Below are 24,745 nucleotides of genomic sequence, written 5' to 3' on the forward strand. Positions count from 1 at the left end.
TTTTACTTCACAATTTGCGACAGCTCGCCGGCCTTGTAACGCTCGGCCATTTTTTCCATCGTGATGACCTTGATTTTCGAGGCCTGGCCTTCGCAGCCGAATGCCTGCATGCGGGCGCGCACGATTTGCTCGGCGGCCAAGCGGGCGGGCTTCAGGTAGTCGCGCGGGTCGAACTTCGACGGGTTTTCAAACAGGTACTTGCGGATCGCTGCCGTCATCGCCAGGCGGATGTCGGTGTCGATATTGATCTTGCGCACGCCGTGACGGATGCCTTCCTGGATTTCTTCCACTGGCACGCCATAGGTTTCCTTCATGTCGCCGCCAAATTCGCGGATGATGGCCAGCAATTCCTGCGGCACCGACGACGAGCCGTGCATCACCAGGTGGGTGTTCGGAATGCGCGCGTGGATTTCCTTGATACGGTCGATGGCCAGGATGTCGCCCGTTGGCTTGCGCGTGAATTTATACGCGCCGTGCGAGGTGCCGATGGCGATCGCCAGGGCGTCGCATTGGGTGCGCTGCACGAAATCGGCCGCTTGCGCCACATCCGTCAGCAGTTGCTCGCGCGTCATGGTGCCGTCGGCGCCGTGGCCGTCTTCCTTGTCGCCCTTCATGGTTTCCAGCGAACCGAGCACGCCCAGTTCCGCTTCCACGGTCACGCCGATGGCGTGCGAGAATTTCACCACTTCACGCGATACTTCCACGTTGTACTCGTACGAGGCGACCGACTTGCCGTCCGCTTCCAGCGAACCGTCCATCATCACGGAAGTAAAACCCGAGCGGATGGCGGCCATGCAGACGGCCGGCGACTGGCCGTGATCCTGGTGCATGACGACGGGAATGTGCGGATACGCTTCGACGGCGGCGTCGATCAGGTGACGCAGGAAGGCTTCACCGGCGTACTTGCGCGCGCCAGCGGACGCTTGCATGATCACCGGGCTGTTGAGCGCATCGGCGGCAGCCATGATGGCTTGCACTTGCTCCAGGTTGTTGACGTTGAAAGCAGGAATGCCATAACCGTTTTCGGCGGCATGGTCCAGCAGTTGACGCATGGATACGAGAGACATGGTAATACTCCAGAGAACAATAGAAACTGTTGCGGCGCTTCGCGGCTAACTGCCGCGCTGGCGCCTGAATTCTTTCAACTACACGCATGACACAAGAACGTCCGACAAACTGTTCAGGGCTAGGCGCGTTGCCGAAGGCAGTACGACTAGTACGACGAGGCAATGCAACAACGCCCTGGGCAGTTTTTAGGCGTTCTTACTCGAATTCGCCGACTGTGACGATTTTCAGGGCATTGGTGCCGCCCACCTGGCCCATCGGCTCGCCCCAGGTGACGACGATCATGTCGCCCTTCCTGACGATGCCCTGCGCCACCAGCAGCTCTTCCGCCTGCTTCAGCACTTGCGCACTGGGGGCGTTCTGCATCAGATGATACGCCCGAACATTGCGGTACAGCGCGGCTTTGCGCAAAGTGGTGACACTCGGCGTGAGCGCGTAGATCGGCGTGTCGATGCTGTGGCGGCTCATCCACAAGGCGGTGGAACCGGATTCCGTCAGCGCCACGATGGCTTTCACGCGCAAGTGATGGGCCGTAAACAGGGCGCCATACGCGATCGACTGGTCAATGCGGGTAAACGTGACGTTGAGGAAATCGGCATCGAGCTTGTTGTATTCAGACTGTTCCGCTTCGACGCAGATGGCGGCCATCATTTCCACCGTCTCGATCGGGTACTTGCCCGAGGCCGTTTCGGCCGACGTCATGACGGCGTCCGTGCCGTCCAACACGGCATTGGCCACGTCGGACACTTCCGCGCGGGTCGGCACGGCATTGACGATCATCGATTCCATCATCTGCGTGGCAGTAATGGCCAGTTTATTCGACGCGCGCGCCATCTTGATCATGCGTTTTTGCAAGGCCGGCACGGCCGCATTGCCCACCTCGACGGCCAGGTCGCCACGCGCCACCATGATGCCGTCGGAGGCGTCGAGAATTTCTTGTAAAGCAGGAATGGCTTCCGCGCGCTCGATCTTGGCGATCATCATCGGCTTGTGGTGGTACGGTTCGCCGGCAATATTGGCCAGCTGGCGCGCCATTTCCATGTCGGTCGCACATTTCGGGAAGGAAATAGCCAGATAGTCGGCCTGGAAACTCATGGCCGTCTTGATGTCTTCCATATCCTTGGCCGTCAGCGCAGGCGCGGACAGGCCGCCGCCCTGGCGGTTGATGCCCTTGTTGTTCGACAACTCGCCGCCTATCTTGACGGTGGTGTGGATTTCGCTGCCGTGGATGCGCTCGACGATCAGCACGATGAGGCCGTCGTTCAGCAGCAGCACGTCACCCTTGTGCAAGTCGCGCGGCAGGGCCTTGTAGTCGAGGCCGACCCGTTCCTGGTTGCCCAGTTCGCCATTCTCGCCCCACTTGGCGTCAAGGATGAAGCGCTCGCCCTGCTCCAGCTGGATGCGCGTGTTTTCAAACTTGCCGACGCGAATTTTCGGGCCCTGCATGTCGGCCATGATGGCCACTTCGCGGCCGCACTCAAGCGCCGCCAGGCGTACCAGCGCGGCGCGGTCGATATGGTCTTGCGCCTTGCCGTGGGAAAAATTCAAACGCACCACGTCGACACCCGCACGTATCATTTTGACCAGGATATCGAAGTCAGTGGAGGCGGGGCCGATTGTTGCTACGATTTTTGTACCACGTGGCATAGGAATCCTTGTGCGCGAGCGAAGGTGAGCAAGGCCGGCTCGATGCTGCATCCGGCAAGGTAAAAGCGCAGCGGTCAGGCTGCGCTTGGTGGCACTACAGTCAGGCGGTATCAGCCAGCACGTTGCATCAGGATCTCCACTGCCGGGAGGGTCTTGCCTTCCAGGAACTCCAGGAAAGCGCCGCCGCCCGTCGAGATATAGCTGATTTTATCGGTAATGTCGTATTTGGCAATCGCCGCCAAGGTGTCGCCACCGCCAGCGATGGAAAATGCTTTCGATTCGGCAATGGCCAAGGCCAGGGTCCTGGTGCCGTTGCCGAACTGGTCGAATTCGAACACGCCGACGGGGCCGTTCCACACGATGGTGCCGGCAGCGGCAATCTGCTGCGCCAGCAGGGCGGCCGTTTTCGGGCCGATATCGAGGATCATGTCGTCGTCCGCCACGTCGGCCACGTCCTTGACGGTGGCGGCGGCCGTGGGCGAAAACTCCTTGGCGCACACGACATCGACGGGAATCGGCACTTGCGCGCCGCGCTTGGCCATGATCTCGATGATGGCCTTGGCTTCTTCGACGAGCTCCGCTTCCACCAGGGACTTGCCCACGTTCAAGCCGACGGCCTTCATGAAGGTATTGGCGATGCCGCCGCCGACGATCAGCTTATCGACCTTGTCGGACAGGGCTTTCAGGATGGTCAGCTTGCTCGATACTTTCGAGCCAGCAACAATGGCCAGCAAGGGGCGGGCCGGTGCGTGCAAGGCTTTCCCCAACGCGTCCAGTTCAGCGGCCAGCAGAGGTCCGGCGCAGGCGACGGGGGCAAACTTGGCGATGCCGTGCGTGGACGCTTCGGCGCGGTGGGCCGTGCCGAACGCGTCATTGACGTAGATATCGCACAGCTTGGCCATTTTTTGCGCCAGCTCATCGCTGTTTTTCTTTTCGCCCTTGTTCACGCGCACATTTTCCAACAGGACCACCTGGCCGGCAGCCAGGTTTTCCAGGCCGGCACCATCGATCCAGTTCTGTTTCAGTGCAACTTCCTGGCCCAGCAGCTCGGACAAGCGGGCGGCCACGGGCGCCAGGCTGTCGGCCGGCTTGAACTCGCCTTCCGTCGGACGGCCCAGGTGTGACGTCACCATGACGGCGGCGCCAGCGTCGAGCGCGGCGCGGATGGCAGGCACCGAGGCGCGGATGCGCGTATCTTCGGTGATCTTGCCACTGTCATCTTGCGGGACGTTCAGGTCGGCGCGGATAAACACGCGCTTGCCTTGCAGTGCATTTTGGGCGATCAAATCTTGCAGACGGATAAAGTTCAGAACAGCTGACATGGCGATCCAGATGACGAGTGGAAGGAAGTGCGCTATTTTACCGCAATGACCAGACCAAATCCCCGATTTGTCCTGCTTTACTGAAAAACGTGCAACAGTCGCAAGCCCGTGAAAACCAGCATGCCAAACACGATGGTTTGCAGCATATTGCGGCGGATCACGAAAAAGAGCGTAGCGGCAATACCCGACAAGAGTTTCAAATTCGACAATTCGAAGTGCACTTGCTGCCCCTCCATCAGCATGTCGGGCGCGATGATGGCCGCCAGCGCGCAGGCCGGCGCATAGCGCAGCATCTCGTTGATCCTGCGCGGAATGCTGATGTGGTGGCCAACCAGCCAGAAGGTGCTGCGCGTGGCAGCCGTGGCCACCACCAGCACGGCGATGGCGATCCACACATCGGTCCTGCCCCAGTCCCATCCGTCAAACATGGCGTTTGTTCCATTTCTCGGTCAATTCTTCCACGGCCATGGCGCTGACCATGCCCACCACCACGGCCACCAGCAAACCCAGCTTGTATGGCAAGCCAAACGCCAGCACGGCCACCGTGCCCGCCACCAGCACGCCGCACAGGGCGGCGCGGTTGAGGATCAGGGGCACGGTGACGCACAGGATCGCCAGGGTCCCCGCAAAACCCAGCCCCCATTCGGCAGGGACGACGGCACCCAGCACGATGCCGATGAAGGAACCGGTTTGCCAGGCCAGCCAGTTGGGGTAAATCAGCCCTTTGAGGAAGGGCAGCTTGGCCGGGTCCGGCGTTTCATGGGGATAGCGCTGCAGGAACAGGCCCACCGTGATATCGCCCGCCACATAGCCGAGCGCAAAGCGCTGGCGCCACGGCAAATGGGCGAAATGGGGGGCCAGCAACACGGAAAAGATGACAAAACGCAAATTGACGACAAGGGCCGTGGCGAAGATCACCCACACGGGGGCGTGGGCGGCCAGCAGGGGCAGGGACGCGAGCTGGGCCGAGCCAGCAAAGACAAACAGGGTCATGGCCCCCGCCTGCGTCACCGTCAGGCCGCTTTTCACCATGGCCACGCCCACCACCATGCCCCAGGCAGCAATGCCCAGCAGGCTGGGCGCACCCAGTTTCAGGCCGGCGCGCCAGGCATCTTTCAGCAGGCCGTCGTCCTTGGCGGCCATGACGGCGCTCACGCGGGTGTTCATGCGAGCCTCCGGCAGGCGGAGTGTGGTAACTGCACAACAATGGTGCGCGCAATACGAAAAGTAATAGCGCTACGCAACGGTGATACCGGCAAGGCAAATCCAGTCAGTGTGGCGCTGCAGCTGCCATATTGTCGCAAAAACCCGCGCCGCAGCCGCAGATGATCAAGCCGTCATTTTAGCCATGATTTTTGCTGTCTGCCTGAATCCGTTAAAATCGTACTTTTGGCAGCAGCCGACTTCCTTCCATACAGCCTCACGGAGCATGACAAGATGACAAAAACCACCCAGCCAGCGGTCGAACTCGACAGTAAAGACTTGCCAGCCCACTGCCCTAACCCGGCCATGCCGCTGTGGTCGTCGCATCCGCGCGTGTTTCTGGAATTCAACAAAGACGGCATCGCCAAGTGCCCCTACTGCGGCACGGCGTATACCCTGAAGGAAGGCGCCAGCGCCGGCCATCATTAAACTGCCCAGCGGCGCGCCCCCAGCGCGCCGTTTTTATTTGCATCAACTTAGTTATACCGCTCAAGCCGGAGTCGTCATGAAACGTCTGAAAGAACTCAATGGCAGCGCCGCCGAAGTCGAAGCGGCGTTTTACGATGCCTTGCACCGCGCCGACCTTGAAGCGCTGATGGCGCTATGGGCCGACGATGAAGAGATCGTCTGCATCCACCCGGGCGGCGCGCGCCTGATCGGCCATGCCGCCATCCGCGCCTCGTGGGAAACTATTTTGACGGGCGGCGGCCTGCACATCGTGCCGGCGCAGCTGCATGAAACGCACAATTTGATGAGCTCGGTGCACACCGTCATCGAAGGCGTCACCCAGGAAAAAGACGGCCCGGCGCATCTGCTGGCGACAAATGTGTATGTGAAAACGCCGCGCGGCTGGCGCATCGTGCTGCACCACGCCTCCGTCGCCCCCGGCGGCGCGCCGGCCGACGCCACGGGAGCGCAGATCCTGCACTGATGACTTTGTCCCTTATCTACAACGCCCCCTATACCGCGCCACTCTGGCTGCCGGGCGGCCACGCGCAGACGATTTATCCCGCCGTGTGCCTCGCCAAGCCGGCCGTGGCCTTCCGCCGCGAACGCTGGCAAGCGCCCGATGGCGACTTCGTCGATGTCGACCTGGTCGACGGCCAGCCGGGCCAGCCCTTCGTGGTGCTGTTCCACGGGCTGGAAGGCTCGTCGAACAGCCACTACGCGCGCGCCCTGATGGCCGAGGTGGCGGCGCGCGGCTGGTCGGGCGCCGTGCCGCATTTTCGCGGCTGCTCGGGCGAAGCCAACCTGGCGCCCCGTTTTTACCATTCGGGCGATGCGCAGGAAGTAGACTGGATCGTGCAGCGCCTGCGCCCGCGCGCGACGGGTAAGTTTTACGCGGCCGGCGTCTCGCTGGGCGGCAACGCCCTGCTGTGCTGGCTGGGCCAGTCGCAGCACCAGGCCGATTTCATCGATGCGGCCGCGGCCGTGTCGGCCCCGCTGGACCTGGCGCAAGGGGGCAAGGCCCTGTCGTCCGGCGCCAACCGGCTCTACACGCGCATGTTCCTGAACACGCTCAAACCGAAGTGCCTGGCCAAGCTGGAACAATTTCCCGGCCTGTTTCCACGCGACGCCATGCTGGCCGCGCGTGACTTGCATGCCTTCGACAATGTCGTCACGGCGCCGCTGCACGGCTACCGCGACGCCGACGATTACTGGCACCGCGCCAGCGCCAAGCACGTCTTGCAAGACATCACCGTGCCGACCCTGGTGCTGAATGCGCAAAACGACCCTTTCCTGCCCGGGCGCTACTTGCCGCGCAGCGCCGCCTCCAAGGTCACGCTCGAGTATCCGCGCCACGGCGGCCATGTCGGCTTTGCCGCTGGCAAGTTGCCGGGAAGCACACGCTGGCTGCCGCAGCGCCTGATCGCCTTTTTTGAAGGCGGCAACAAGGCGCCCTCCTCCCCGCAAAGCTGTCACGCTGATAGCGCGCAAACGCACATGGAAAACGCTACACATGGATGAACTCGTCAAGCAGGCGCTGGCCAAATGGCCGAACGTGCCCCACTGCTACGGCTGGCTGGGCCTGGACGCGCGCGGCCACTGGCGCATGCGCGACCAGCAGGCGCAACAGCAACAACTGCCCGGCGACAAGATCGCCCATGAAGCCCTGTTGGGATTTATCAACCGCAATTACGACCATGACGAACGCGGTTGCTGGTTTTTCCAGAATGGCCCGCAGCGCGTCTACCTGAACCTGGAAGCGACGCCGTACATCGCCCGCAGCGATCCGCAGCACGGTTTTGTCTTGCAGACAGGCGCGCCGCTGGCGGCCATCGATGCCGCCTGGCTGTGCGACAACGGTGCGCTGATCCTGCGCCAGGGCGACAGCGTGGCGCAAGTCGATGACCGCGACATGGCGCACATACTGGCGTCGCTGCGCATCGACGGACAGGTGGCCGGTGACGAGGCCCTGCTGGCCTGGCTGGAAAACGGTCGGGGAAACTTGGTGTTATTGCATGAAGGCAAGGAGATTGCCGTACAGCCGCTAACCTATGCCAGCGTGCCGCAAACCTTCGGCTTCCAGCGCGCGCCGCAAGCCGAATAGGGGTTAGCCCTTCTGGTCCTTGATCTGCTCGCGGCGCTTTTCCTGCAGTTCACGCTCGCGCGCATCGATCACGGCCTGGTCATAAAAAGTCGCATCCGTCGATTTTCGGGCGATCGTCAACTGGTCCAGCGCGGCCATGGTGGCGCCCTGCAGCACGTAGGATTCGGCCAGCGCCATGTGCTGCAAGGTCATCTTGCCCTGGTCCGCATAGGACTTTGCCAATAAGTCATACAGTTCCGGCTCTTCCTTGTAGAGCTGCACCTGATCGCGCAGGTACAAGGTAGCCTGCTCCAGCTTGCCGGCAGCCATGAGCGCCTCCGCATACTGATGGGCAATGCCGCGCGAGAGGGGAAACTGCTGGCGCGCCGCGTCCGCCGCCTTCATGGCTTGCTGCGCCACTTCCTTCTTCTGCGCCGGCATCAACAACACTTCCAGCCCCATCGCCGCCAGCAGCGAATTGGGGCCCTGCGTGCCGCCCGAGGTAAACACATTCGGCCCGGCCGGCCGGTGCAGGGCGGCATTGGCCGCGTCGAGTTCCTTCTGCGCATCAGCCGGCTTGCCCTGCTTGACGGCGACAAAGGACAAGCCGTAATGGGCGGCCACCACCTGGAAACGGCTTTGCTGTTCCAGCTGCGTCTTGAAGACGGCCGTGGCATTCAGCAGGCCTTGCACGCTTTCATCCTGCAGCACGCGGGCGCGCGCGCGGGCCAGGTGGAAACTCAGGCTGTCCGGGCGCTGCTTGTAGGGCTGCTCGCGGATGCGCGCCTGGATGTCGGCGATGCGCTCCGTCGTCAGCGGGTGCGTCTGCAGATAGGCGGGCATCAGGTCGCTGTACGAACGGCTGGCCGCCTGCATGCGGCCGAAGAAGGCCACCATGCCGGTGGTATCGAAACCGGCCTCGCCCATGATCTGGAAACCGATGCGGTCGGCCTCACGTTCGGCGTCGCGGCCGAAATTGAGCTGGCGCTGGATGGCCAGGCCCTGGCCGGCCGCAAACACGCCAAGCGCCACGTCGCCGCCCGCGCGTGACGCCAGCGCCGCCAGCAGCATGGCCGCCAGCGGCATCAGGGCATCCTGGCGCTGCTGGCCCAGCATGCGCGCGATATGGCGCTGCGCCACGTGGCCGATCTCGTGCGACAGCACGGAAGCCAGTTCCGCCTCCGTTTGCGCCGCCAGCACCAGGGCCGAATGGACGCCGATGAAACCGCCAGGCAAGGCAAACGCGTTCAATTGGGGATCGCGCACGGCAAAGAAGAAATAGTCGTAATTCGTTTCGCCGCGCACGCTGGGGCGCGCCGCCACGAGGGCGCTGCCGAAGGTATTCAGGTATTCCAGCAAGGGCGCGTCGTCGAGATAATCGTGGTCGCCGCGGATGCCGCGCATGATTTCCTCGCCGATCTTGCGCTCCATCGCCGGCGACAAGTCTTCGCGCGAGGTATCGCCCAGGTTCGGCAGATTCGGCGCCGGCGGCACGGCCAGCGGCGTCCAGTTGCCGGCCGGCTTGGCCACCGTGCCGACGGCCGGCGTCGCTGGCGCGGACGTATAGGTTTGCGCCAGCGCAAACGGCGCCGCCAGCCACAATGCAGCCAGCATGGATGTGCGCCAGGAGCGGCGCAGCCATGCCGCACCGGCGTTTTCAAGTACGGTTGGAAGGGTAGTTTTTGAATTCACGGGTGCTATCATACCTTGTTAGCGGCGCCCATTCCCACGCGACAAGCATGCACCATGCCAGTGACATGGCGTCGTGGCCCGGCGTGCCGCACCCCCACTCCTCACCTATTTTGACGCCATGACAACAGCAGACAAGCAAGCCCCCGCCGGGGAACTGACCCATTTCGACGCCACGGGCCAGGCCCATATGGTCGACGTGGGCAGCAAGGAAGACACGCGCCGCAGCGCCGTGGCCGCCGGCACCATCCGCATGCAGCCAGCCACCCTGGCCTTGATTATTTCCGGCAACGCCAAGAAAGGCGACGTGCTGGGCATCGCCCGCATCGCCGCCATCATGGGCGCCAAGCGCACCAGCGACCTGATTCCCCTGTGTCACCCGCTGGCCCTCACCCGCGTCACCGTCGACTTCGAAGTGGATGAAGCGGCCAACAGCGTGCACTGCCGCGCCCAGGTCGACACGACGGGCAAGACAGGCGTGGAAATGGAAGCGCTCACTTCTGTGCAGATCGGCTTGTTGACGATTTATGACATGTGCAAGGCCGTCGACCGGGGCATGGTCATGACGAATGTGCGCGTGCTGGAAAAGCATGGCGGCAAGTCGGGCGATTGGCACGCCGAGTTGTAACTATGCTGCCTGGTGCGCCAGCTGGCCCTGGGCGCGGCGCAAGTCGCACAACAGCCAGACGGCACTGGCCAGGCACAGCACAATGATGGCCATCGACAGGGGCAGGTGAAACTGCTCCAGCCCTGCCAGCGCAAAGCCGGCATGGATCAAGCACGTTCCCACGCCCAGCGCGGCGCACACGCCCGCATACAGGGGCGCCTGCGGGGTGGCCAACAGCACGTGCCGGTAGCCCGCCAGTACCACGGCGATGGCCGCCAGGTTAAACACCAGAAAACCCTGCACGCCGCCCGGCAAATGAAACATCTCCCACTCTTTCCAGTAGGCAGCGTCGATTTGATGCAAGATCAGGAACAACATCGTCCATAAGTAGCTGCGCGGCATAAGATTTGCATTCGTCAATATTGACGCAATTGTAAAGCCTGATCCGCCTGCCGGCAGGCGTACATGGCATTTTTCAATGCGAATATGAATTTCATTGATATAGGTGCTTTTTCATCAAGAAATCATGCATACTGCGATTCGACAATATCAAGATGAGCATCGCATGACTAGTAACAAGCCCGCCGCGGAAAGCAAGCTCCAGGACTTCGAATTCGAGGCGATGAATCTGCAGGTGGGCGGACGCATCCAGTTCATCACGCACCGCACCATCAAGCCCATCCAGCATTTCTCGACCCTGATCGGCTATGTGAAAGACGAGTACCTGATCGTCAAGATCCCGATGGAAAACGGCGCGTCCATCATGCTCAACGAGGGCGACAAGCTGACCATCCGCGTGTTTTCCGGCGTCACCGTGTGTTCGTTTGCGTGCAGCGTGCTGCGCATCTTTGGCCGCCCGCTCAATTATGTGCACCTGAGCTTTCCCGACGCCATCCAGGGTACCAGCCTGCGCACGGCCATGCGCGTGAAAGTGGACATTCCGGCGCAGCTGAGCTACCGCGACGTGGCGGCCGTGCCCGTGTTCATCGTCAACCTCAGCGTCTCGGGGGCGCTGATCGAGGCGCCCAGCATGCTCACGCCGGACGACGAGGGCGTCGCGCTCAGCTTTACCCTGCTGGTGCAGCCGAACAAGCATCAGATGCGCGTCAATACGCGCGCGCGCATCCAGAACGTCAGCGTGGGCAAGCCGTCGAATGGCAATGCGGCCGACGTCGCTGAAATCTATACGTATGGCGTGCAATTCATCGACCTGGAACCGACCCACTACACCCTGCTGCAAAACCTCACCTATGAAGCGCTGATCGCGGACCGGCAAAAAATCGTCTGACGCGGGCGCGCCAGCCGCCGCTCACTGCGTCGCCACCACCTTGGGAATATTGTTCCTGGTAATGGCTTCCTTGGCCACGGCATTCGTCACGCTGGTGCTGTTGAACCAGTTCAGGCTGCTGGAGCCGAGCTGCAGCTCCATGCTCACCGTCTGGCCACCCATGCCGCTGCCCATGTCACCCGCCAGGGTCAGCTCGATATTGCCCTTGTCGACCTTGGCGCCGGCCACTTCGCGCGTCGGGTTAAATAGGGGAATGGCGCTGGGCACGGCCTGGGTGGGAGTGCTGCATGCGGTCGCCAGCCCCCCGTTTTCCTGCACGCACAGGGCCACGGCTGTCTTCAGCGGCGCGGCGGCGGCCAGCACGTTGCTGACCTTGGCCCGCAAAGTATAGTCGCCGTACTGGGGAATGGCCACGGCCGCCAGGATGCCGGCGATGGCCACCACGATCATCAGTTCTATCAGGGTAAATCCGCTCTGCGCGCGCATCGTCTGCTCCCATGGTGCTGTTGCTCACGCCAGCTACGGTGCAAGCGCCATGCCAGCAGCTCGCCCGGGCAGCGGCGGTACACGTGGAAAGAAAAGCGACACTTTTTGGCATACGCGGCCCAACTGCGTCAGGCAGCGTCCGCGGACAGTCCTTTCTTTTCCGCAAAATAGGGATAGGCCAGAGGCAGCAGCAGCAAGGTAAAGAAGGTGGCCGACACGATGCCGCCCACGATCACCACGGCGAACGGACGCTGGGTTTCCGATCCGATACCATGCGACAGCGCCGCCGGCAGCAAGCCCAGCCCCGCCATCAATGCCGTCATCAGGATGGGCCGCAAGCGCGCCACGGCGCCGGCGATGGCACTATCGACGGCACTCGCGTTGTGCCGGGCGATCTCGACGATCTGTTCCACCATGATGACGCCGTTCTGCACCGAGATACCTGCCACGGCAATGAAGCCAACCGCCGCCGAGACGGAAAAATGCAGGCCGACCAGCGCCAGGCCCAGGATGCCGCCGATCATGGTAAACGGCACGATCGACAGGATCAGCATGGCCTTGCGCACGGACCGGAAGGCCCAGAACAGCAGCGAAAATATCATCAGCGCGGTGATCGGCACGATCACTTCCAGGCGCTTCACGGCGCGCTGCTGGTTTTCGAACTGTCCACCCCAGGTGATCTGGTAGCCAGGCGGCAGGTGCACGAGGCGCGCCACTTTTTCTTGAGCCTCAGCGACAAAACTGCCCTGGTCGCGGCCCAGCAGGTTGGCCTTGACGGACGCATTGCGCCCGCCCGCTTCGCGGCTGATGCGGGCCGCGCCTTGGCGCACCTCGATATGCGCCAGCTCGGCCAGCGCCACCGTGCCGGCGCCGCCCGGCAAGTTGACCTGCAGGGTGCCGATGGCATCGACGGAATCGCGCGCCGCTTCCTTCAGGCGCACGGTAATGTCGAAGCGCCGGTCGCCCTCGAAATACGCATTGACGACGTTGCCCGCCAGCGCCGTCTGGATCGCCGTATTGACATCGGCCACGTTGACGCCCAGGCGGGCGATGCGCTCGCGGTCGATAACGATGTCGAGTTCGCTCTGTCCGCCGATTTTTACGGCGCCCACGTCGGCCGAACCTGCAATGCCGCCCAGAATGCCGGCGATCTGCTCGCTCTTTTGCGTCAGCACGTCCAGGTCGGGACCGTAAATCTTCACGGCAATTTCGCCCTTCACGCCCGACAGCGCCTCTTCCACATTGTCTTCGATGACTTGCGAAAAGTTCGTAGGCACGCCGGGCAGGGTGCGTATCTTCGCCGACATGTCGGCCACCAGCGCCTCCTTGTCCGCAAAGCGCCAGCTGCCGCGCGGTTTCAGGTCAGCCAGGATTTCCATGTTGTTGCTGCCCTTGGGATCGGTGCCGTCGTCGGGCCGGCCCACGTGCGAAATGACATTGCCCACTTCCGGGTAGGACAGGATGATGGCGCGTACCTGCTGCTCGACGGCGCGCGTCTTTTCCAGCGAACTGGACGTCGGCAGGCTGACTGTCAGCCACAGGTTGCCTTCGTCGAGCTTGGGCAGGAACTCGCTGCCCAGCAGCGGTGCCAGCGCCAGGGTCACCGCCAGCGCCAGCACCGAGGCGAGCATGACGAAAATGCGCTGCCGCTGCGCCGCTGCCAGCAGGCGGCCGTAACCGTCCTGGATGCGCTGCAGCCATGCGCTGTGCTTTTCCGCCATCGGGTGGCGGCGCATGGTCCAGGCCAGCAAGGTAGGCACCAGCGTCATGGTCAGGATGATGGCACCCAGCATGGCAAAGCTCAGCGTGAAGGCCACGGGCGAGAAGATCTTGCCTTCCACGCGCTGGAAAGTGTAGATGGGAATGAAGGCGACAATGATGATGGCCTTGGCAAACAGGATGGGGTGGCCCAGGTCGACCACTGTCTGCTTCAGGGTGCGCTCGCGCAGGGAAGCATCATGCTGGCCCTGCTCGCCCAGCAGGGCCAGCCGTACCAGCAATGCCTCGACCAGCACCACCGCGCTGTCGATGATGATGCCGAAGTCGACCGCGCCCAGCGAAATCAGGTTGGCCGGAATGCCGCGCGCATCGAGCATGATGAAGGCGAACAGCAGCGACAGGGGAATCACGGCCGCGACGATGAGGGCGGCGCGCCAGTTGCCCAGGAAAATCACCAGGATGGCGATCACCAGCGCCGCGCCCAGGAGCAGGTTTTCCGCCACCGTGTGCACCGTGTGGCCGATCAGTTCCGTGCGGTCATAGATTGTGCGCAAATGCACGCCTTTCGGCAGGCGCGCATCGAGGCCGGCGATGGCCAGCTTGACGTCGGCCACCACCTTGGCGGCGTTGCTGCCCTTGCTCATCTGCACGATACCTTCCACCACGCTGTTGTCGCGGTTGAAGGCCACCACGCCGGAACGGGGGCGATTGCCCACAGTCACTTCGGCCAGGTCCGACACGAGCACCGTGCGCCCGCCCTTGGCGCTGACGATGACGCGGCCGATATCGTCGATGCTGCCGAAGATGCCGATGCCGCGTACCACCAGTGCCTCGTCGCCACGGCGCACCATGCCGCCGCCCACATTGGCGCTGTTATTGTTCAAGGCCGCGCCGAGCTGGTCGATGGTGACGCCATAACGCTGCAGGGCAGCCGGGTCGACCTGCACCTGGTATTCCTTGACAGTGCCGCCGAAGCTGACGACATCGGCCACGCCTGGCACGATGCGCAGCGCAGGCCGGACGACCCAGTCCTGCAAGGCCCGCACTTCGTTCGCATCCATGCCCGGCGGTGCCTCGATCACATAGCGGAAGATTTCACCGACCGCCGTCGACAAGGGCGCCAGGCTGGCCTGCACGCCCGTGGGCAGCGTGACGTTCTGCAATTTTTCCAGCACTTGCTGGCGCGCAAAATAATCGTCCGTGCCATCGGCAAAGGTCAAGGTCACCACGGACAGGCCCGTAATCGTCACGGAACGCAGCTGCGTCTGTTGCGGCACGCCGCTCATTTCGCGCTCGATGGGCAAGGTGACGTTGCGTTCGACTTCCTCCGGCGCCTGGCCCGGATACTGCGTGACGATCTGCACCTGCACGTCCTGCACGTCGGGGAAGGCTTCGATGGGCAGGTTGCTCAGCGCGCGGTAGCCGAAGACGGCCAGCGCCGCCGTCAGGATCAGCACGAAAACGCGCTGCGCCAGGACAAAATCGATCAGCTTAGCGAGCATTGGTGGTCACCTCGGCGTTGAGCAGGAAGGCGCCTTCCGTGACGACCCGTTCGCCGGCGCTCACGCCCGCATCGACAAAGCTGCTGTCGCGTCCCTTGATGCGTACATTCACGCGGCGTTTTTCAAACGTGCCAGGCTGTTTTTCTACGAAGACATAGCTGTACACGCCTTCGGCGAACAGGCTGGTATTGGGCAAGGCCACGGCCAGCACGCTGCCATCGCCGGCCAGGAAGGAGGCGCGCGCGAACATTTCCGGCTTCAGGACGCCATCGGCGTTGTCCAGCGTGCAACGCACCTGGATGCGCCGCGTCTGCGGGTCCAGCACCGGCGCCAGATGCGCCACCGTGGCGCTGAAGCGGCGTCCCGGGTAGGCGTCCGTCTCGACGCTGACGGCCTGCCCTTGGCGCACGTTGGCGATGGCGCTTTCCGGTATGTCGACCAGCAACCACAGGTGGCGCAGGTCGCTGATGACGAACAGGGGCGCGGGCGCGTCGGGGCGCACTTCCTGGCCCGGATTGATCTGGCGGTCGGCAATGGTGCCGGCCAGCGGCGCGCGCAGGGCGAAGCGGCCATTGTCGCTGCCGGCCGCGTTCAGGCTATGCATGCGCAAGGAGGCACGCCGCGTCTCCGCGCGTGCCTGCTGGAAGTCGGCATCGGCTGACTCATAATCCTTGCGCGCCAACACCTCTCCCCGAAACAGCGTGTCGGCGCGCTGATAGGCCAGTTGCTTGCGCACTTCGTCGGCCTGGGCTTTGCGCCAGTCGGCCTCGGCACTGGCCAGGTCGGGCGAATCGAGGTCGGCCAGCAAGGCGCCGCGCGCCACGCGCTCGCCGCTATCGGCATGCAACGTCAGCACGCGGCCCAGCACGGGCGAACTGACGCGCGTGGTGACGTTTTCATCGTAGGCGATGCGTCCGTTCAGGGCGGCGCTGGCCGGCAGCGGCACGGCGCTCACTGCGGCGATTTTCAGCGTCGCCATCTGCGGCGCATTCGCGGCAAAATGCAGCACGCCGGGGGCGGCAACGCTGGTGGCCAAAGCGGCGGCCGGCAAGGCGGCGGCGTGCGCCCGCTGCAAATACTGCACGCCCGCAATGGACCCGCCGCACAGCAGGATGAACAGGGCGCCATAGGTCAAAGTACTGCGCGATATCATGGTGTCGTACTTTCAAGAGATGCTGTGGGAAAGGATGCCTGCCAGGCGGCCAGCGCCTTGGCGTAGTCGCTACGGGCGGCCAGTGCGTCGAGCTGCACGGCGCGGTAGCTGCGCCGCACATCGAGCACATCGGCGATCGGCAGGGCACCATGCTGGTATGCGAATTCCGCCGCCTGGGCCGACTTTTGCGCGGCCGGCAGCAGGCTGTCGTCAATGCGTTGCAAGCGCTCGCCATTGCTGCGCACATCGAGTGCAGAACGGCTCAGCTCCGCCCTGGCCAAGATGCGCGCCTGCTCCAGGTTTTCCTGCGCCAGGTCCAGCGCCACCTGGGCGCTGCGTATCTCGCCGTCATACTGGTAGCGCAGGAAGAGCGGCACTTGCAGGGAAATACCGAAGCTGTTGCCGCTGCCTTGTGGATTGCTGGCGCTGGCCGGGTAATGTTCGGCCTGCACGCCGATGGAAACGTCGCGCGTGCGCGCGGCGAGCGCCAGCTTGTGTGCCGACAGGGCCGCCGCCACCCTCGCCTGCGCCGCCATCACATCGGGGCGACGCGCGATGGCTGCCTCGGCCGGATCGTCCTGCGCCAGGGTGGTGGCCACGACTGCAGGCCAGCCATCGGCAAGCGGCAGCTGCGCCTGGCGGTTGTCGATACCGGTCAACAAAGCCAGCGTCTGGCGCGCACGCGCAACATCGCTGCGCGCCTGCGCCGTATCGTTGCTGGCGCGCAGCGCTTCGACTTGCAGCCGCGCCACGTCAGCCGGCGACACATCACCCGCCTGCCGTTTTTTCTGCGCCACCTCGACGGTGCGCTGGTACAACTGCGCCGTATCGTCGAGGATGGCCAGACGCTCGCCCGCCGCCAGCGCATCGTAATAGGCCTGGCTGACGGCGAGGCGTAACTGACGCCGCGCCTCGCGCACGTCCTCGCGCGCGCCCTCTGCCTGGTGCACCGCGCTATCACGGCGCAAGTCGCGCTTGCCGCCCCGCTCCAGCAACTGGTCGATGCGCACGCTGCTGTCGACCGTCTTGCTTCGCAAGCTGCCAGCGCCCACACCCAAGCCGGGGTTGATGTTCATGGTTTGCACCGTCAACATGGGATTGGGTGCGGCGGCAGCGCTGGTCACGGCAGCGGCGGCACTGTCAAGCACCAGTGCCGACACGCGCACGTCGTGGTTGCGCTCAAGCGCAACGCGCTGCAACTGCTCCAGCCCCAGGCTGTCCGCCAGCGGGGTCTGCGCATGCAGGATCAGTGGCAGGCACAACGGCAACAGCGCCGCTGGCCACAGGAAACATTTCATGGACATGGTGTTTGCTTTCGCACTCTCTTGGAATTTAATCGCTGTCAGCGGGCAATAATCTGGACATGCGCGACAAATGGCCCCGCCCGCAATCCTCTGGCCACAACTCCACCTGCACGCCAGGCCTGGCGTCGATATCCGACGGCACCTCGGCCACGGCCGTGCGCATGACGCGCACATGGTGGTAGCGCAGCTCAACAAAATGGCGGGTCGCCAATTCGGCGTCGGACAAGCGCGCCAGGCAGGCTGGCAAATCGGCGGTGCGTCCGGGGGCGTACGTAGCGACGACCCAGGCGCGCTTCGCGCCCTGCCGCCAATCCACCTTGGGCGCCTCGGCACAGGCGCATAACAGCAACAGGCATAGCGCGGCCACGCCCGGTTTCATGGCATCCATAGGGTAGTTTTCCGATGTAGAAGTAGGCGAGCACGCGGCGCGCGGGATGAAGCTGACAGGCCGAATCATAGGCGCGCGGTGCACCGAACGGTGTTACAAGTTGGTAATGTCACATGCCTGTCATGGCCCACGTGAGCGGAGCAGGGAAATGGCAACGACGCGAAGCTGGATCGGGCGAGCGGGTGGCAGGAAGGGTGATGCAAAGGACGAAAAAAAGGAGCCGAAGCTCCTTTTTTGTACTGCGTGAACCTGGCTGGAATTACAGCATGGCTTTCAGCAGACGCGCCATTTCCGACGGGTTTTTGGTCACGGTGATGCCGCAAGCTTCCATGATTTCCAGCTTGGCTTGTGCCGTATCGGCACCGCCCGAGATCAGCGCGCCGGCGTGGCCCATGCGCTTGCCTGGAGGAGCGGTGACGCCAGCGATGAAGCCGACGACCGGTTTTTTCATGTTGTCTTTGATCCAATACGCCGCGTTGGCTTCGTCCGGACCGCCGATTTCGCCGATCATGATGACCGCGTCGGTATCTGGATCATCATTGAACATCTTCATGATGTCGATGTGTTTCAGACCGTTGATCGGGTCGCCGCCGATGCCGACTGCCGACGATTGGCCCAGGCCCAGTGCGGTCAGCTGACCCACTGCTTCATAGGTCAGGGTGCCCGAACGCGAAACCACGCCGATGCGGCCTTTTTTATGGATGTGACCTGGCATGATGCCGATCTTGATTTCGTCTGGCGTGATCAAGCCTGGGCAGTTAGGGCCCAGCAGCAAGGTTTTGCTGCCCGACTTGGCCATACGGTCTTTCAAGGCCATCATGTCACGCACAGGAATGCCTTCGGTGATGCAAATGGCCAGATCCATTTCAGCTTCGACAGCTTCCCAGATCGCCGCTGCCGCGCCTGCTGGCGGCACGTAGATCACGGAAACGTTGGCGCCGGTTTCTTTTTTCGCTTCGGTCACGCTAGCGAAAATAGGAATGCCTTCGAAGTCTTCACCGGCTTTCTTCGGGTTCACGCCTGCCACGAAGGCAGCTTTGCCGTTCGCGTAGTCGCGGCAACCGCGGGTGTGGAACTGGCCGGTCTTGCCGGTGATCCCTTGGGTTACGACTTTGGTATCTTTATTGATCAGAATGGACATGTTGATTCCTTAATTAAGCTTGACCAGCAGCGGCGGCGACGACGCTCTTTGCTGCATCTTCCATGGTGTCGGCTGCGATGATAGGCAGACCGGAATCGGCCAGCATCTTTTTGCCCAGGTCTTCGTTGGTGCCCTTCATGCGCACGACCAGTGGTACGTTCAGCGAGACGGCCTTGACCGCAGCGATAACGCCTTCAGCGATCACGTCGCAACGCATGATGCCGCCGAAAATGTTCACCAGGATGGCTTTCAGGCCTGGGTTTTTCAGCATGATCTTGAACGCTTCGGTCACTTTTTCTGCCGTGGCACCGCCGCCGACGTCCAGGAAGTTGGCTGGCTCGCCGCCAAACAGCTTGATGGTATCCATGGTAGCCATGGCCAGGCCGGCGCCGTTCACCAGGCAACCGATGTTGCCGTCGAGCGAGATGTAGGCCAGGTCGAATTTCGACGCTTCGATTTCAGCTGGATCTTCTTCGTCCAGATCGCGCAGGGCGACGATTTCCGGATGGCGGAACAGGGCGTTCGGGTCAAAGTTGAACTTGGCGTCCAGGGCGATGACTTTGCCGCTGCCGGTGACGATCAGCGGATTGATTTCGGCCAGCGAGCAGTCGGTTTCCCAGTAAGCTTTGTACAGGCCTTGCAGGTTGACGCGGGCGTCGACGATGGAACCGGCAGGCACGCCGATTTTGGTCGCGATGTCGTCTGCCTGGGCATCGGTCAGGCCAACGCTAGGCTCGATGGTGACGTGGTGGATCTTCTCTGGGTGGCTCTCGGCCACTTCTTCGATGTCCATGCCGCCTTCGGACGAAGCCATCAGGACGATTTTCTGGGTGACGCGGTCGGTGACCAGCGAAACGTACAGTTCTTGTTTGATGTCGGCGCCTTCTTCCACCAGCAGGCGGTTGACTTTTTGGCCTTCGGCGCTGGTCTGGTGCGTGATCAGCTGCATGCCCATGATCTGGTCGGCGTATTCCTTGACCTGTTCGATCGATTTTGCCACTTTCACGCCGCCGCCCTTGCCGCGGCCACCTGCGTGGATCTGCGCCTTGACGACCCATACCGGACCGCCCAGGGTTTCCGCAGCCTTGACGGCTTCGTCGACGGACATGCACGGAATACCGCGTGGTACCGTCACTCCATACTGCCGGAGGATTTCTTTGGCTTGATACTCATGGATTTTCATGCTGGCTTCCCTTCTGATACTGATTTGTAAAAATACGGTTAGTGGTGCAAAAAAACAGGAAAAACAGCGCCGGGGTCACGCTTTGGCTACCCAGCGCGGGTAATACTGTGCAACCGCCCCGCCATCGGTGCGCAGGGCGTGGCATTTGTCGAGTTGAAACGGCTTTTCATGCGGCAAATCAGCATTCTCACCGTCGCGGGTCGACCAGACATCACCGGCAAATGCCTGAACCGTCGCAGTCGGCAAGACTTGCGCCAATTCGGTCAAATGGGTACAGCCGGCGATTCCCGCCAGGCGCTGTTTCAAGTCGCGGCGGAAATTCTTCAATAAATTCAGACCGATCAGCGCCCTGTAAGCGGGGCCGATGGTATCGCAAAAACCGGGATAGGGTACGGCATCGGAGGCAGCTTCAGCCTCGACGATGGTCAGTTCGCGATCGACGGTAATGCGTAAGTGGAGGTCATGCAGGGGAGTGCCGGCGGGACGGGGGCCGGAGGCCAGCATCGCGTCATAGCTTTTGATATCGGTGATACGGGCGTCAATATCCCACAGGCCGTCGTCGCGCATATACGCTTGGACGTCGATAACGCGGGAGTGCCGTAGGGCGCGCCGGGATACGGGAGTTGACAGGGGCATAAGACCGATGCCGCTTGCGCGGCCATAATTTAGTAAGCAGCCATGTGCATAAAGCACGCTGTTCGCAGCTTCTACGAACAGCAACCGCACCTGCGGCGCCGCAAAAACCCTAAAAGTGTAGCACATTGGGCGCTGGTTGCGCCGCAACATAATTTTTCATTGCTTTGATAAAAACATTTCAAATTATAAATAGAAAACAGTGACTTTCATGATGTCATTCACAAAACGAATGATTGATATCATAAAAATCACTGCCATTGCCATGCCGCGAGGCGCTGCGGCATCAACATCAATCGGCCACGCCCAGCGCCTGCAGGATGGGCAGCACGGTGACGCGGAAGCTTTCCGCCTGCACGGCCAGTTCGGCCAGGTTGTCTTCTTCCGTCGTCAGCACCGTGCCATTGCGCACCATGGTTTGCTGCAGTGCGCGGAAAGCCTGCCAGGCAAATGCCGCCCAGGTGTCGGCCTCCTGATGCCCTTCCAGCCTGGCCAGCAGAAACAACTGTTGCAAATGCAACACACCGACGCCACCGCCCGTCACCGGACTGGCCAATGCGGCCAGGTCGGTACGCCCCAGGGCCTTACCCAGCAGATGCCGGTTCAGCCTGGCCGTGGCTGGCCGCGCCTGCGCGATCGCGGCGTCATCCTGCACCGGCGATATGCAGGCTTTATGCGCCAGCACCAGCAGCATCTGCAGCAGGCTGCCCAGGTCAGCCAGGTTGGCGGGCAAACGCTGTTGCAGTTCGGCTATGGTATGGGGCTTGCAGTCACCGAGCAGTTCCAGCAGGGGGCCATAGACGGCCTGGTCCAGATCGGCCTCGCCCAAGGCGCCCGTTACCTTCATGGCGATCTGCTCGACCGGCGCCACCAGCAGGATGCGTACGGCACGCAGTGCGGTAGCCTGTTCATGGGCGGTCAGCTTGCGGCTGCCCTTGACCCAGTAATCCTGGCGAAACTGCCGGTTAAGCAGGAAATCAGCGGTGTTCTCGCGGAAAGTGGCATCCGGAATCTGCGCCAGGAACGCCAGGTGTTCGGGCGAGAAATTGAGAGGGGCAACATGATCGGGGTAGGCGGCCGAACCGGCAAACTCGAGCTTGACCTCGGCCAGCACCGGCTTGATGGCCGAAAACGATACCGGTTGCCAGTAATGATTGAAGTATTCGTGGGACAGATAATTCGGATCCTGCTCACTAATCTGTTGCAGCCGCAGGGCGATGGTGGGATTGGCCAGCAGGTAGCGCGGCTTGGTCTCCATCATGCGGTTGACGAAGGATAGCGCGCTGCCCACGCGCGTCAGGGCATCCTGCCCCGGCGCGCTCAGCACGCGGCTGTGCTGCTCCATCAGGTCGCGGATCGGCGCCATCGCCGCCCAGCCCGCCTGCGTGTTGTAACTGATATACAGCACGCCGCCCGGCTTGAGCTTGCGCGCCAGGAAATCGGCGATATGCGCCTGGTTTTCCGGCGAGATCCAGCTCCAGATACCGTGCAGGGCGATGAAATCGAAGTCAGGCAGGTCGGTGCGGGCGCAAAAATCCTGGAACGATTGCTCAGACAGCACGGCGCCATTGCCGGAGACCTCGGCCAGTTCCTGCGCAAAGGCGGTCTGGGCCGGATTGAAATCGGTACCATACCAGCGTGTGCAGGACGCTGCGGCATGGATATTGACGGTCACGCCCTGGCCAAACCCGAGTTCGCATGCGGTGCTGACCCTTGGCGGCTGTATTCCCCAGCTCAGCAGCAACAACTGTGTGCGCAAGGGGTTCAATTCCGTGTAATAGCCGTAGGTGTATGCCGTTTCGGCCGTGTAGCCGGCATGCCAATTGCTCATCAGGTGTCCCGTATATCAATTAAAAAAGCTGGGACGCAACATGCGCAGCAGCAATTGGGCAGAATAACTGATCCTTGCTGTCAAGTTAATAAATATTACTCATCGTCGGGCTCCACCCCCTTCAAGGCCACCTGCACGGCGCGCTGCGAAAAGCCGCGCTGCATCAGGAAGCGCACCTGCTTGTTGCGCTGTTCGGCATCCTGCGCCACTTCACCGAATTTGCGGCGCCACACTTCGCAGGCGCGTGCGGTTTCGCCTTCGGCCAGGCCCGCCTTGAGTTCCTGCAGTGCTTCGCCGCCTATGCCATGGCTTTGCAATTCCGCCATGATGCGGCTATTGCCGAAGCGGGCCGAGCGGCGGTGGATCAGCGATTCGGAAAAACGCTCCTGCGACAGCCAGTTGGCTTGCTCCAGGCTGTCGAGCAAGGCTTCCAGGTCGTCGCCCTCCTGCGCATGCCGCTGCAGCTTGCGCCGCAATTCCATGCGGCTGTGTTCACGCATCGACAAAAAACGTAGCGCCCTGCCCTTCAGGCTCAGTTGTACCGCTGCCATCATTCCACCCTATCGTCCATCACATCAACACAACATCAACACAGCAGCTATACCGTCAAACGCCGATCAATAACACCGTCAACAGTACAAATGCCGCCTGGCGCACAGGCGCGAGGCGGCATTCATTGTAGATCTTTTGCGCGGCAAGCTGCGGCGCAAGCGCCGGCAACCCGACACCAGCAAGGCCAGCCGAAACTGGCCGTGCCGCAGCAGCAGCTTGCCTGCCTGCCTGCCGACTTGCCTGCTTACTCGGCGAGCTTGGCTTCCGCAGCCTTGGCAGCCTTGTCGGCGGCTTTATCCGCTTTTTCCGGCTTTTCAGCAGCCAGCGGTGGCAGTTCGCGCACGCCCAACGAAGCGCGGACCTTGTTTTCGATCTCGCGGGCCAGCGCCGGACGCTCTTGCAGGAAGGCACGGGCGTTGTCCTTGCCCTGGCCAATGCGTTCACCGTTGTAGCTGTACCACGAACCGGATTTTTCCACGATCTTGGCATCCGAGCCCAGATCCAGGATTTCGCCTTCGCGAGAGGTGCCGGCGCCGTACAGGATGTCGAAGTGCGCTTCCTTGAACGGTGGCGCGATCTTGTTCTTGACGACCTTGACCTTGGTTTCGTTGCCGATCACTTCATCGCCGGACTTGATCGAGCCAGTGCGGCGGATATCCAGACGCACGGAGGCGTAGAATTTCAGCGCATTGCCGCCCGTGGTGGTTTCCGGACTGCCGAACATCACGCCGATCTTCATGCGGATCTGGTTGATGAAGATGACCAGGGTATTCGTGCGGTTGATGGAACCGGTCAATTTACGCAGGGCTTGCGACATCAGACGCGCTTGCAAGCCTGGTAGGGAATCGCCCATGTCGCCTTCGATCTCGGCGCGTGGCGTCAGTGCGGCCACGGAGTCGATGACCACCAGGTCGACGCTGCCCGAACGCACGAGGGCGTCGCAGATTTCCAGCGCCTGCTCGCCCGTATCCGGTTGCGAGATCAGCAATTCGTGCAGGTTCACGCCCAGCTTTTGCGCGTAACCGACGTCCAGCGCGTGCTCGGCATCGATAAAGGCGCAAGTGCCGCCCAGTTTTTGCATTTCAGCAATGGTTTGCAGGGTCAGGGTGGTTTTACCCGACGATTCCGGACCGTAGATTTCCACCACGCGGCCGCGCGGCAAGCCGCCCACGCCCAGCGCAATATCGAGGCCGAGCGAACCGGTCGACACGACTTGCACTTCTTCAATCACCGCGCTGGCATCCATGCGCATGACCGAACCTTTGCCAAACTGCTTCTCGATCTGCGCCAGTGCGGCGGCGAGCGCCTTGGCTTTTTCCGATGCGGGTACTACAGCTTTTTTATCGTCCATATGTTCTTTCAGCCGTTCTACAGTTGCAAATCCAGTTGGATCCTGCAGCCTGCGATAGCGCCAGTGGGTTAAATTCTTTACACAGACAGTACTGTATAAAAAAACAGTGATCAATGCAAGCGGAACGTGGATTTGTTTTGAAACAGATCAA

24 protein-coding genes are annotated in these 24,745 nt (G+C 62.1%); 6 read left to right on the top strand and 18 right to left on the bottom strand.

Going from position 1 to position 24,745, the window contains the following annotated elements:
- Positions 1-2: 2 nt before the first annotated feature.
- The 5 genes from fba to ACQ4W0_RS01460 form a co-directional block, all read right to left on the bottom strand.
- Entirely contained in the window at positions 3-1,067 is a 1,065-nt protein-coding gene (gene fba, locus ACQ4W0_RS01440; RefSeq protein WP_071075342.1) for a class II fructose-bisphosphate aldolase, read from the bottom strand.
- A 196-nt stretch (positions 1,068-1,263) separates the two neighbouring features.
- On the bottom strand, positions 1,264-2,712 hold the full coding sequence (pyk, locus tag ACQ4W0_RS01445; protein WP_436521326.1) for a pyruvate kinase: 1,449 nt from the start codon (positions 2,710-2,712) through the stop codon (positions 1,264-1,266).
- Positions 2,713-2,822: 110 nt separating this feature from the next.
- The gene (locus ACQ4W0_RS01450; RefSeq protein ID WP_436575161.1) at positions 2,823-4,034 is read right to left on the bottom strand and encodes a phosphoglycerate kinase; all 1,212 of its coding nucleotides are present in this window, start codon (positions 4,032-4,034) and stop codon (positions 2,823-2,825) included.
- A 77-nt stretch (positions 4,035-4,111) separates the two neighbouring features.
- Positions 4,112-4,462, bottom strand: a complete 351-nt coding sequence (locus ACQ4W0_RS01455) for an AzlD domain-containing protein (protein WP_436575162.1) — start codon at positions 4,460-4,462, stop codon at positions 4,112-4,114.
- On the bottom strand, positions 4,455-5,201 hold the full coding sequence (locus ACQ4W0_RS01460) for an AzlC family ABC transporter permease (protein WP_436575163.1): 747 nt from the start codon (positions 5,199-5,201) through the stop codon (positions 4,455-4,457). The genes ACQ4W0_RS01455 and ACQ4W0_RS01460 overlap by 8 nt, the downstream gene beginning before the upstream one ends.
- A gap of 270 nt (positions 5,202-5,471) precedes the next feature.
- On the opposite strand from ACQ4W0_RS01460, the gene ACQ4W0_RS01465 reads away from it, so the two are divergent.
- The 4 genes from ACQ4W0_RS01465 to ACQ4W0_RS01480 all read left to right on the top strand — a co-directional run bounded on the left by ACQ4W0_RS01465 (position 5,472) and on the right by ACQ4W0_RS01480 (position 7,788).
- Positions 5,472-5,666 carry a zinc-finger domain-containing protein gene (locus tag ACQ4W0_RS01465; protein WP_034780619.1) on the top strand — a complete coding sequence of 65 codons (195 nt, stop codon included), beginning with the start codon at positions 5,472-5,474 and terminating at the stop codon, positions 5,664-5,666.
- A 76-nt stretch (positions 5,667-5,742) separates the two neighbouring features.
- Positions 5,743-6,168: a YybH family protein gene (locus tag ACQ4W0_RS01470; RefSeq protein WP_436575164.1), complete on the top strand. Its 426-nt coding sequence runs from the start codon at positions 5,743-5,745 to the stop codon at positions 6,166-6,168.
- Positions 6,168-7,205 (top strand): YheT family hydrolase, encoded by a 1,038-nt coding sequence (locus tag ACQ4W0_RS01475; RefSeq protein ID WP_436575165.1) that lies wholly within the window; start codon positions 6,168-6,170, stop codon positions 7,203-7,205. The genes ACQ4W0_RS01470 and ACQ4W0_RS01475 overlap by 1 nt, the downstream gene beginning before the upstream one ends.
- A complete protein-coding gene (locus ACQ4W0_RS01480) occupies positions 7,198-7,788 on the top strand; it encodes a DUF2946 family protein (RefSeq protein WP_436575166.1) in 591 nt (196 codons plus the stop codon). The genes ACQ4W0_RS01475 and ACQ4W0_RS01480 overlap by 8 nt, the downstream gene beginning before the upstream one ends.
- A 3-nt stretch (positions 7,789-7,791) precedes the next feature.
- Here ACQ4W0_RS01480 and ACQ4W0_RS01485 read toward each other — a convergent pair whose 3' ends face one another.
- Positions 7,792-9,381, bottom strand: a complete 1,590-nt coding sequence (locus ACQ4W0_RS01485) for a beta-barrel assembly-enhancing protease (RefSeq protein ID WP_436575167.1) — start codon at positions 9,379-9,381, stop codon at positions 7,792-7,794.
- 196 nt (positions 9,382-9,577) lie between these two features.
- Here ACQ4W0_RS01485 and moaC point away from each other — a divergent pair, with 196 nt between their 5' ends.
- A complete protein-coding gene (gene moaC, locus ACQ4W0_RS01490; RefSeq protein WP_035822511.1) occupies positions 9,578-10,084 on the top strand; it encodes a cyclic pyranopterin monophosphate synthase MoaC in 507 nt (168 codons plus the stop codon).
- On the opposite strand, the gene ACQ4W0_RS01495 is transcribed toward moaC, so the two are convergent.
- Entirely contained in the window at positions 10,085-10,465 is a 381-nt protein-coding gene (locus tag ACQ4W0_RS01495) for a DUF6713 family protein (RefSeq protein ID WP_436575168.1), read from the bottom strand. It lies immediately after the preceding gene.
- A 163-nt stretch (positions 10,466-10,628) separates the two neighbouring features.
- Between ACQ4W0_RS01495 and ACQ4W0_RS01500 the strand changes: the two genes are divergently transcribed.
- The gene (locus ACQ4W0_RS01500; RefSeq protein ID WP_436575169.1) at positions 10,629-11,351 is read left to right on the top strand and encodes a flagellar brake protein; all 723 of its coding nucleotides are present in this window, start codon (positions 10,629-10,631) and stop codon (positions 11,349-11,351) included.
- Between the two features lie 21 nt (positions 11,352-11,372).
- On the opposite strand, the gene ACQ4W0_RS01505 is transcribed toward ACQ4W0_RS01500, so the two are convergent.
- The 11 genes from ACQ4W0_RS01505 to recA all read right to left on the bottom strand — a co-directional run bounded on the left by ACQ4W0_RS01505 (position 11,373) and on the right by recA (position 24,594).
- Positions 11,373-11,837 (bottom strand): pilin, encoded by a 465-nt coding sequence (locus ACQ4W0_RS01505; RefSeq protein WP_436575170.1) that lies wholly within the window; start codon positions 11,835-11,837, stop codon positions 11,373-11,375.
- Positions 11,838-11,965: 128 nt separating this feature from the next.
- The gene (locus ACQ4W0_RS01510; protein ID WP_436575171.1) at positions 11,966-15,058 is read right to left on the bottom strand and encodes an efflux RND transporter permease subunit; all 3,093 of its coding nucleotides are present in this window, start codon (positions 15,056-15,058) and stop codon (positions 11,966-11,968) included.
- Positions 15,048-16,211, bottom strand: a complete 1,164-nt coding sequence (locus ACQ4W0_RS01515) for an efflux RND transporter periplasmic adaptor subunit (RefSeq protein ID WP_436575172.1) — start codon at positions 16,209-16,211, stop codon at positions 15,048-15,050. The genes ACQ4W0_RS01510 and ACQ4W0_RS01515 overlap by 11 nt, the downstream gene beginning before the upstream one ends.
- On the bottom strand, positions 16,208-17,515 hold the full coding sequence (locus ACQ4W0_RS01520; protein ID WP_436575173.1) for a TolC family protein: 1,308 nt from the start codon (positions 17,513-17,515) through the stop codon (positions 16,208-16,210). The genes ACQ4W0_RS01515 and ACQ4W0_RS01520 overlap by 4 nt, the downstream gene beginning before the upstream one ends.
- Positions 17,516-17,543: 28 nt before the next feature.
- On the bottom strand, positions 17,544-17,903 hold the full coding sequence (locus tag ACQ4W0_RS01525) for a hypothetical protein (RefSeq protein ID WP_436575174.1): 360 nt from the start codon (positions 17,901-17,903) through the stop codon (positions 17,544-17,546).
- Positions 17,904-18,162: 259 nt separating this feature from the next.
- A complete protein-coding gene (gene sucD / locus ACQ4W0_RS01530; RefSeq protein ID WP_065306949.1) occupies positions 18,163-19,044 on the bottom strand; it encodes a succinate--CoA ligase subunit alpha in 882 nt (293 codons plus the stop codon).
- 13 nt (positions 19,045-19,057) lie between these two features.
- On the bottom strand, positions 19,058-20,227 hold the full coding sequence (sucC, locus tag ACQ4W0_RS01535; RefSeq protein ID WP_096238002.1) for an ADP-forming succinate--CoA ligase subunit beta: 1,170 nt from the start codon (positions 20,225-20,227) through the stop codon (positions 19,058-19,060).
- A 75-nt stretch (positions 20,228-20,302) separates the two neighbouring features.
- Complete coding sequence (locus ACQ4W0_RS01540; RefSeq protein WP_436575388.1) at positions 20,303-20,863, bottom strand: DUF2889 domain-containing protein; 561 nt, start codon at positions 20,861-20,863, stop codon at positions 20,303-20,305.
- A 289-nt stretch (positions 20,864-21,152) separates the two neighbouring features.
- Entirely contained in the window at positions 21,153-22,691 is a 1,539-nt protein-coding gene (locus tag ACQ4W0_RS01545; RefSeq protein ID WP_436575175.1) for a methyltransferase regulatory domain-containing protein, read from the bottom strand.
- Between the two features lie 95 nt (positions 22,692-22,786).
- Complete coding sequence (gene recX, locus ACQ4W0_RS01550; protein WP_436575389.1) at positions 22,787-23,242, bottom strand: recombination regulator RecX; 456 nt, start codon at positions 23,240-23,242, stop codon at positions 22,787-22,789.
- A gap of 245 nt (positions 23,243-23,487) precedes the next feature.
- Positions 23,488-24,594, bottom strand: a complete 1,107-nt coding sequence (recA, locus tag ACQ4W0_RS01555; protein ID WP_426071846.1) for a recombinase RecA — start codon at positions 24,592-24,594, stop codon at positions 23,488-23,490.
- Positions 24,595-24,745 lie beyond the last annotated feature (151 nt).

The organism is Janthinobacterium breve, assembly GCF_051380895.1.
Lineage (GTDB): Bacteria > Pseudomonadota > Gammaproteobacteria > Burkholderiales > Burkholderiaceae_D > Janthinobacterium.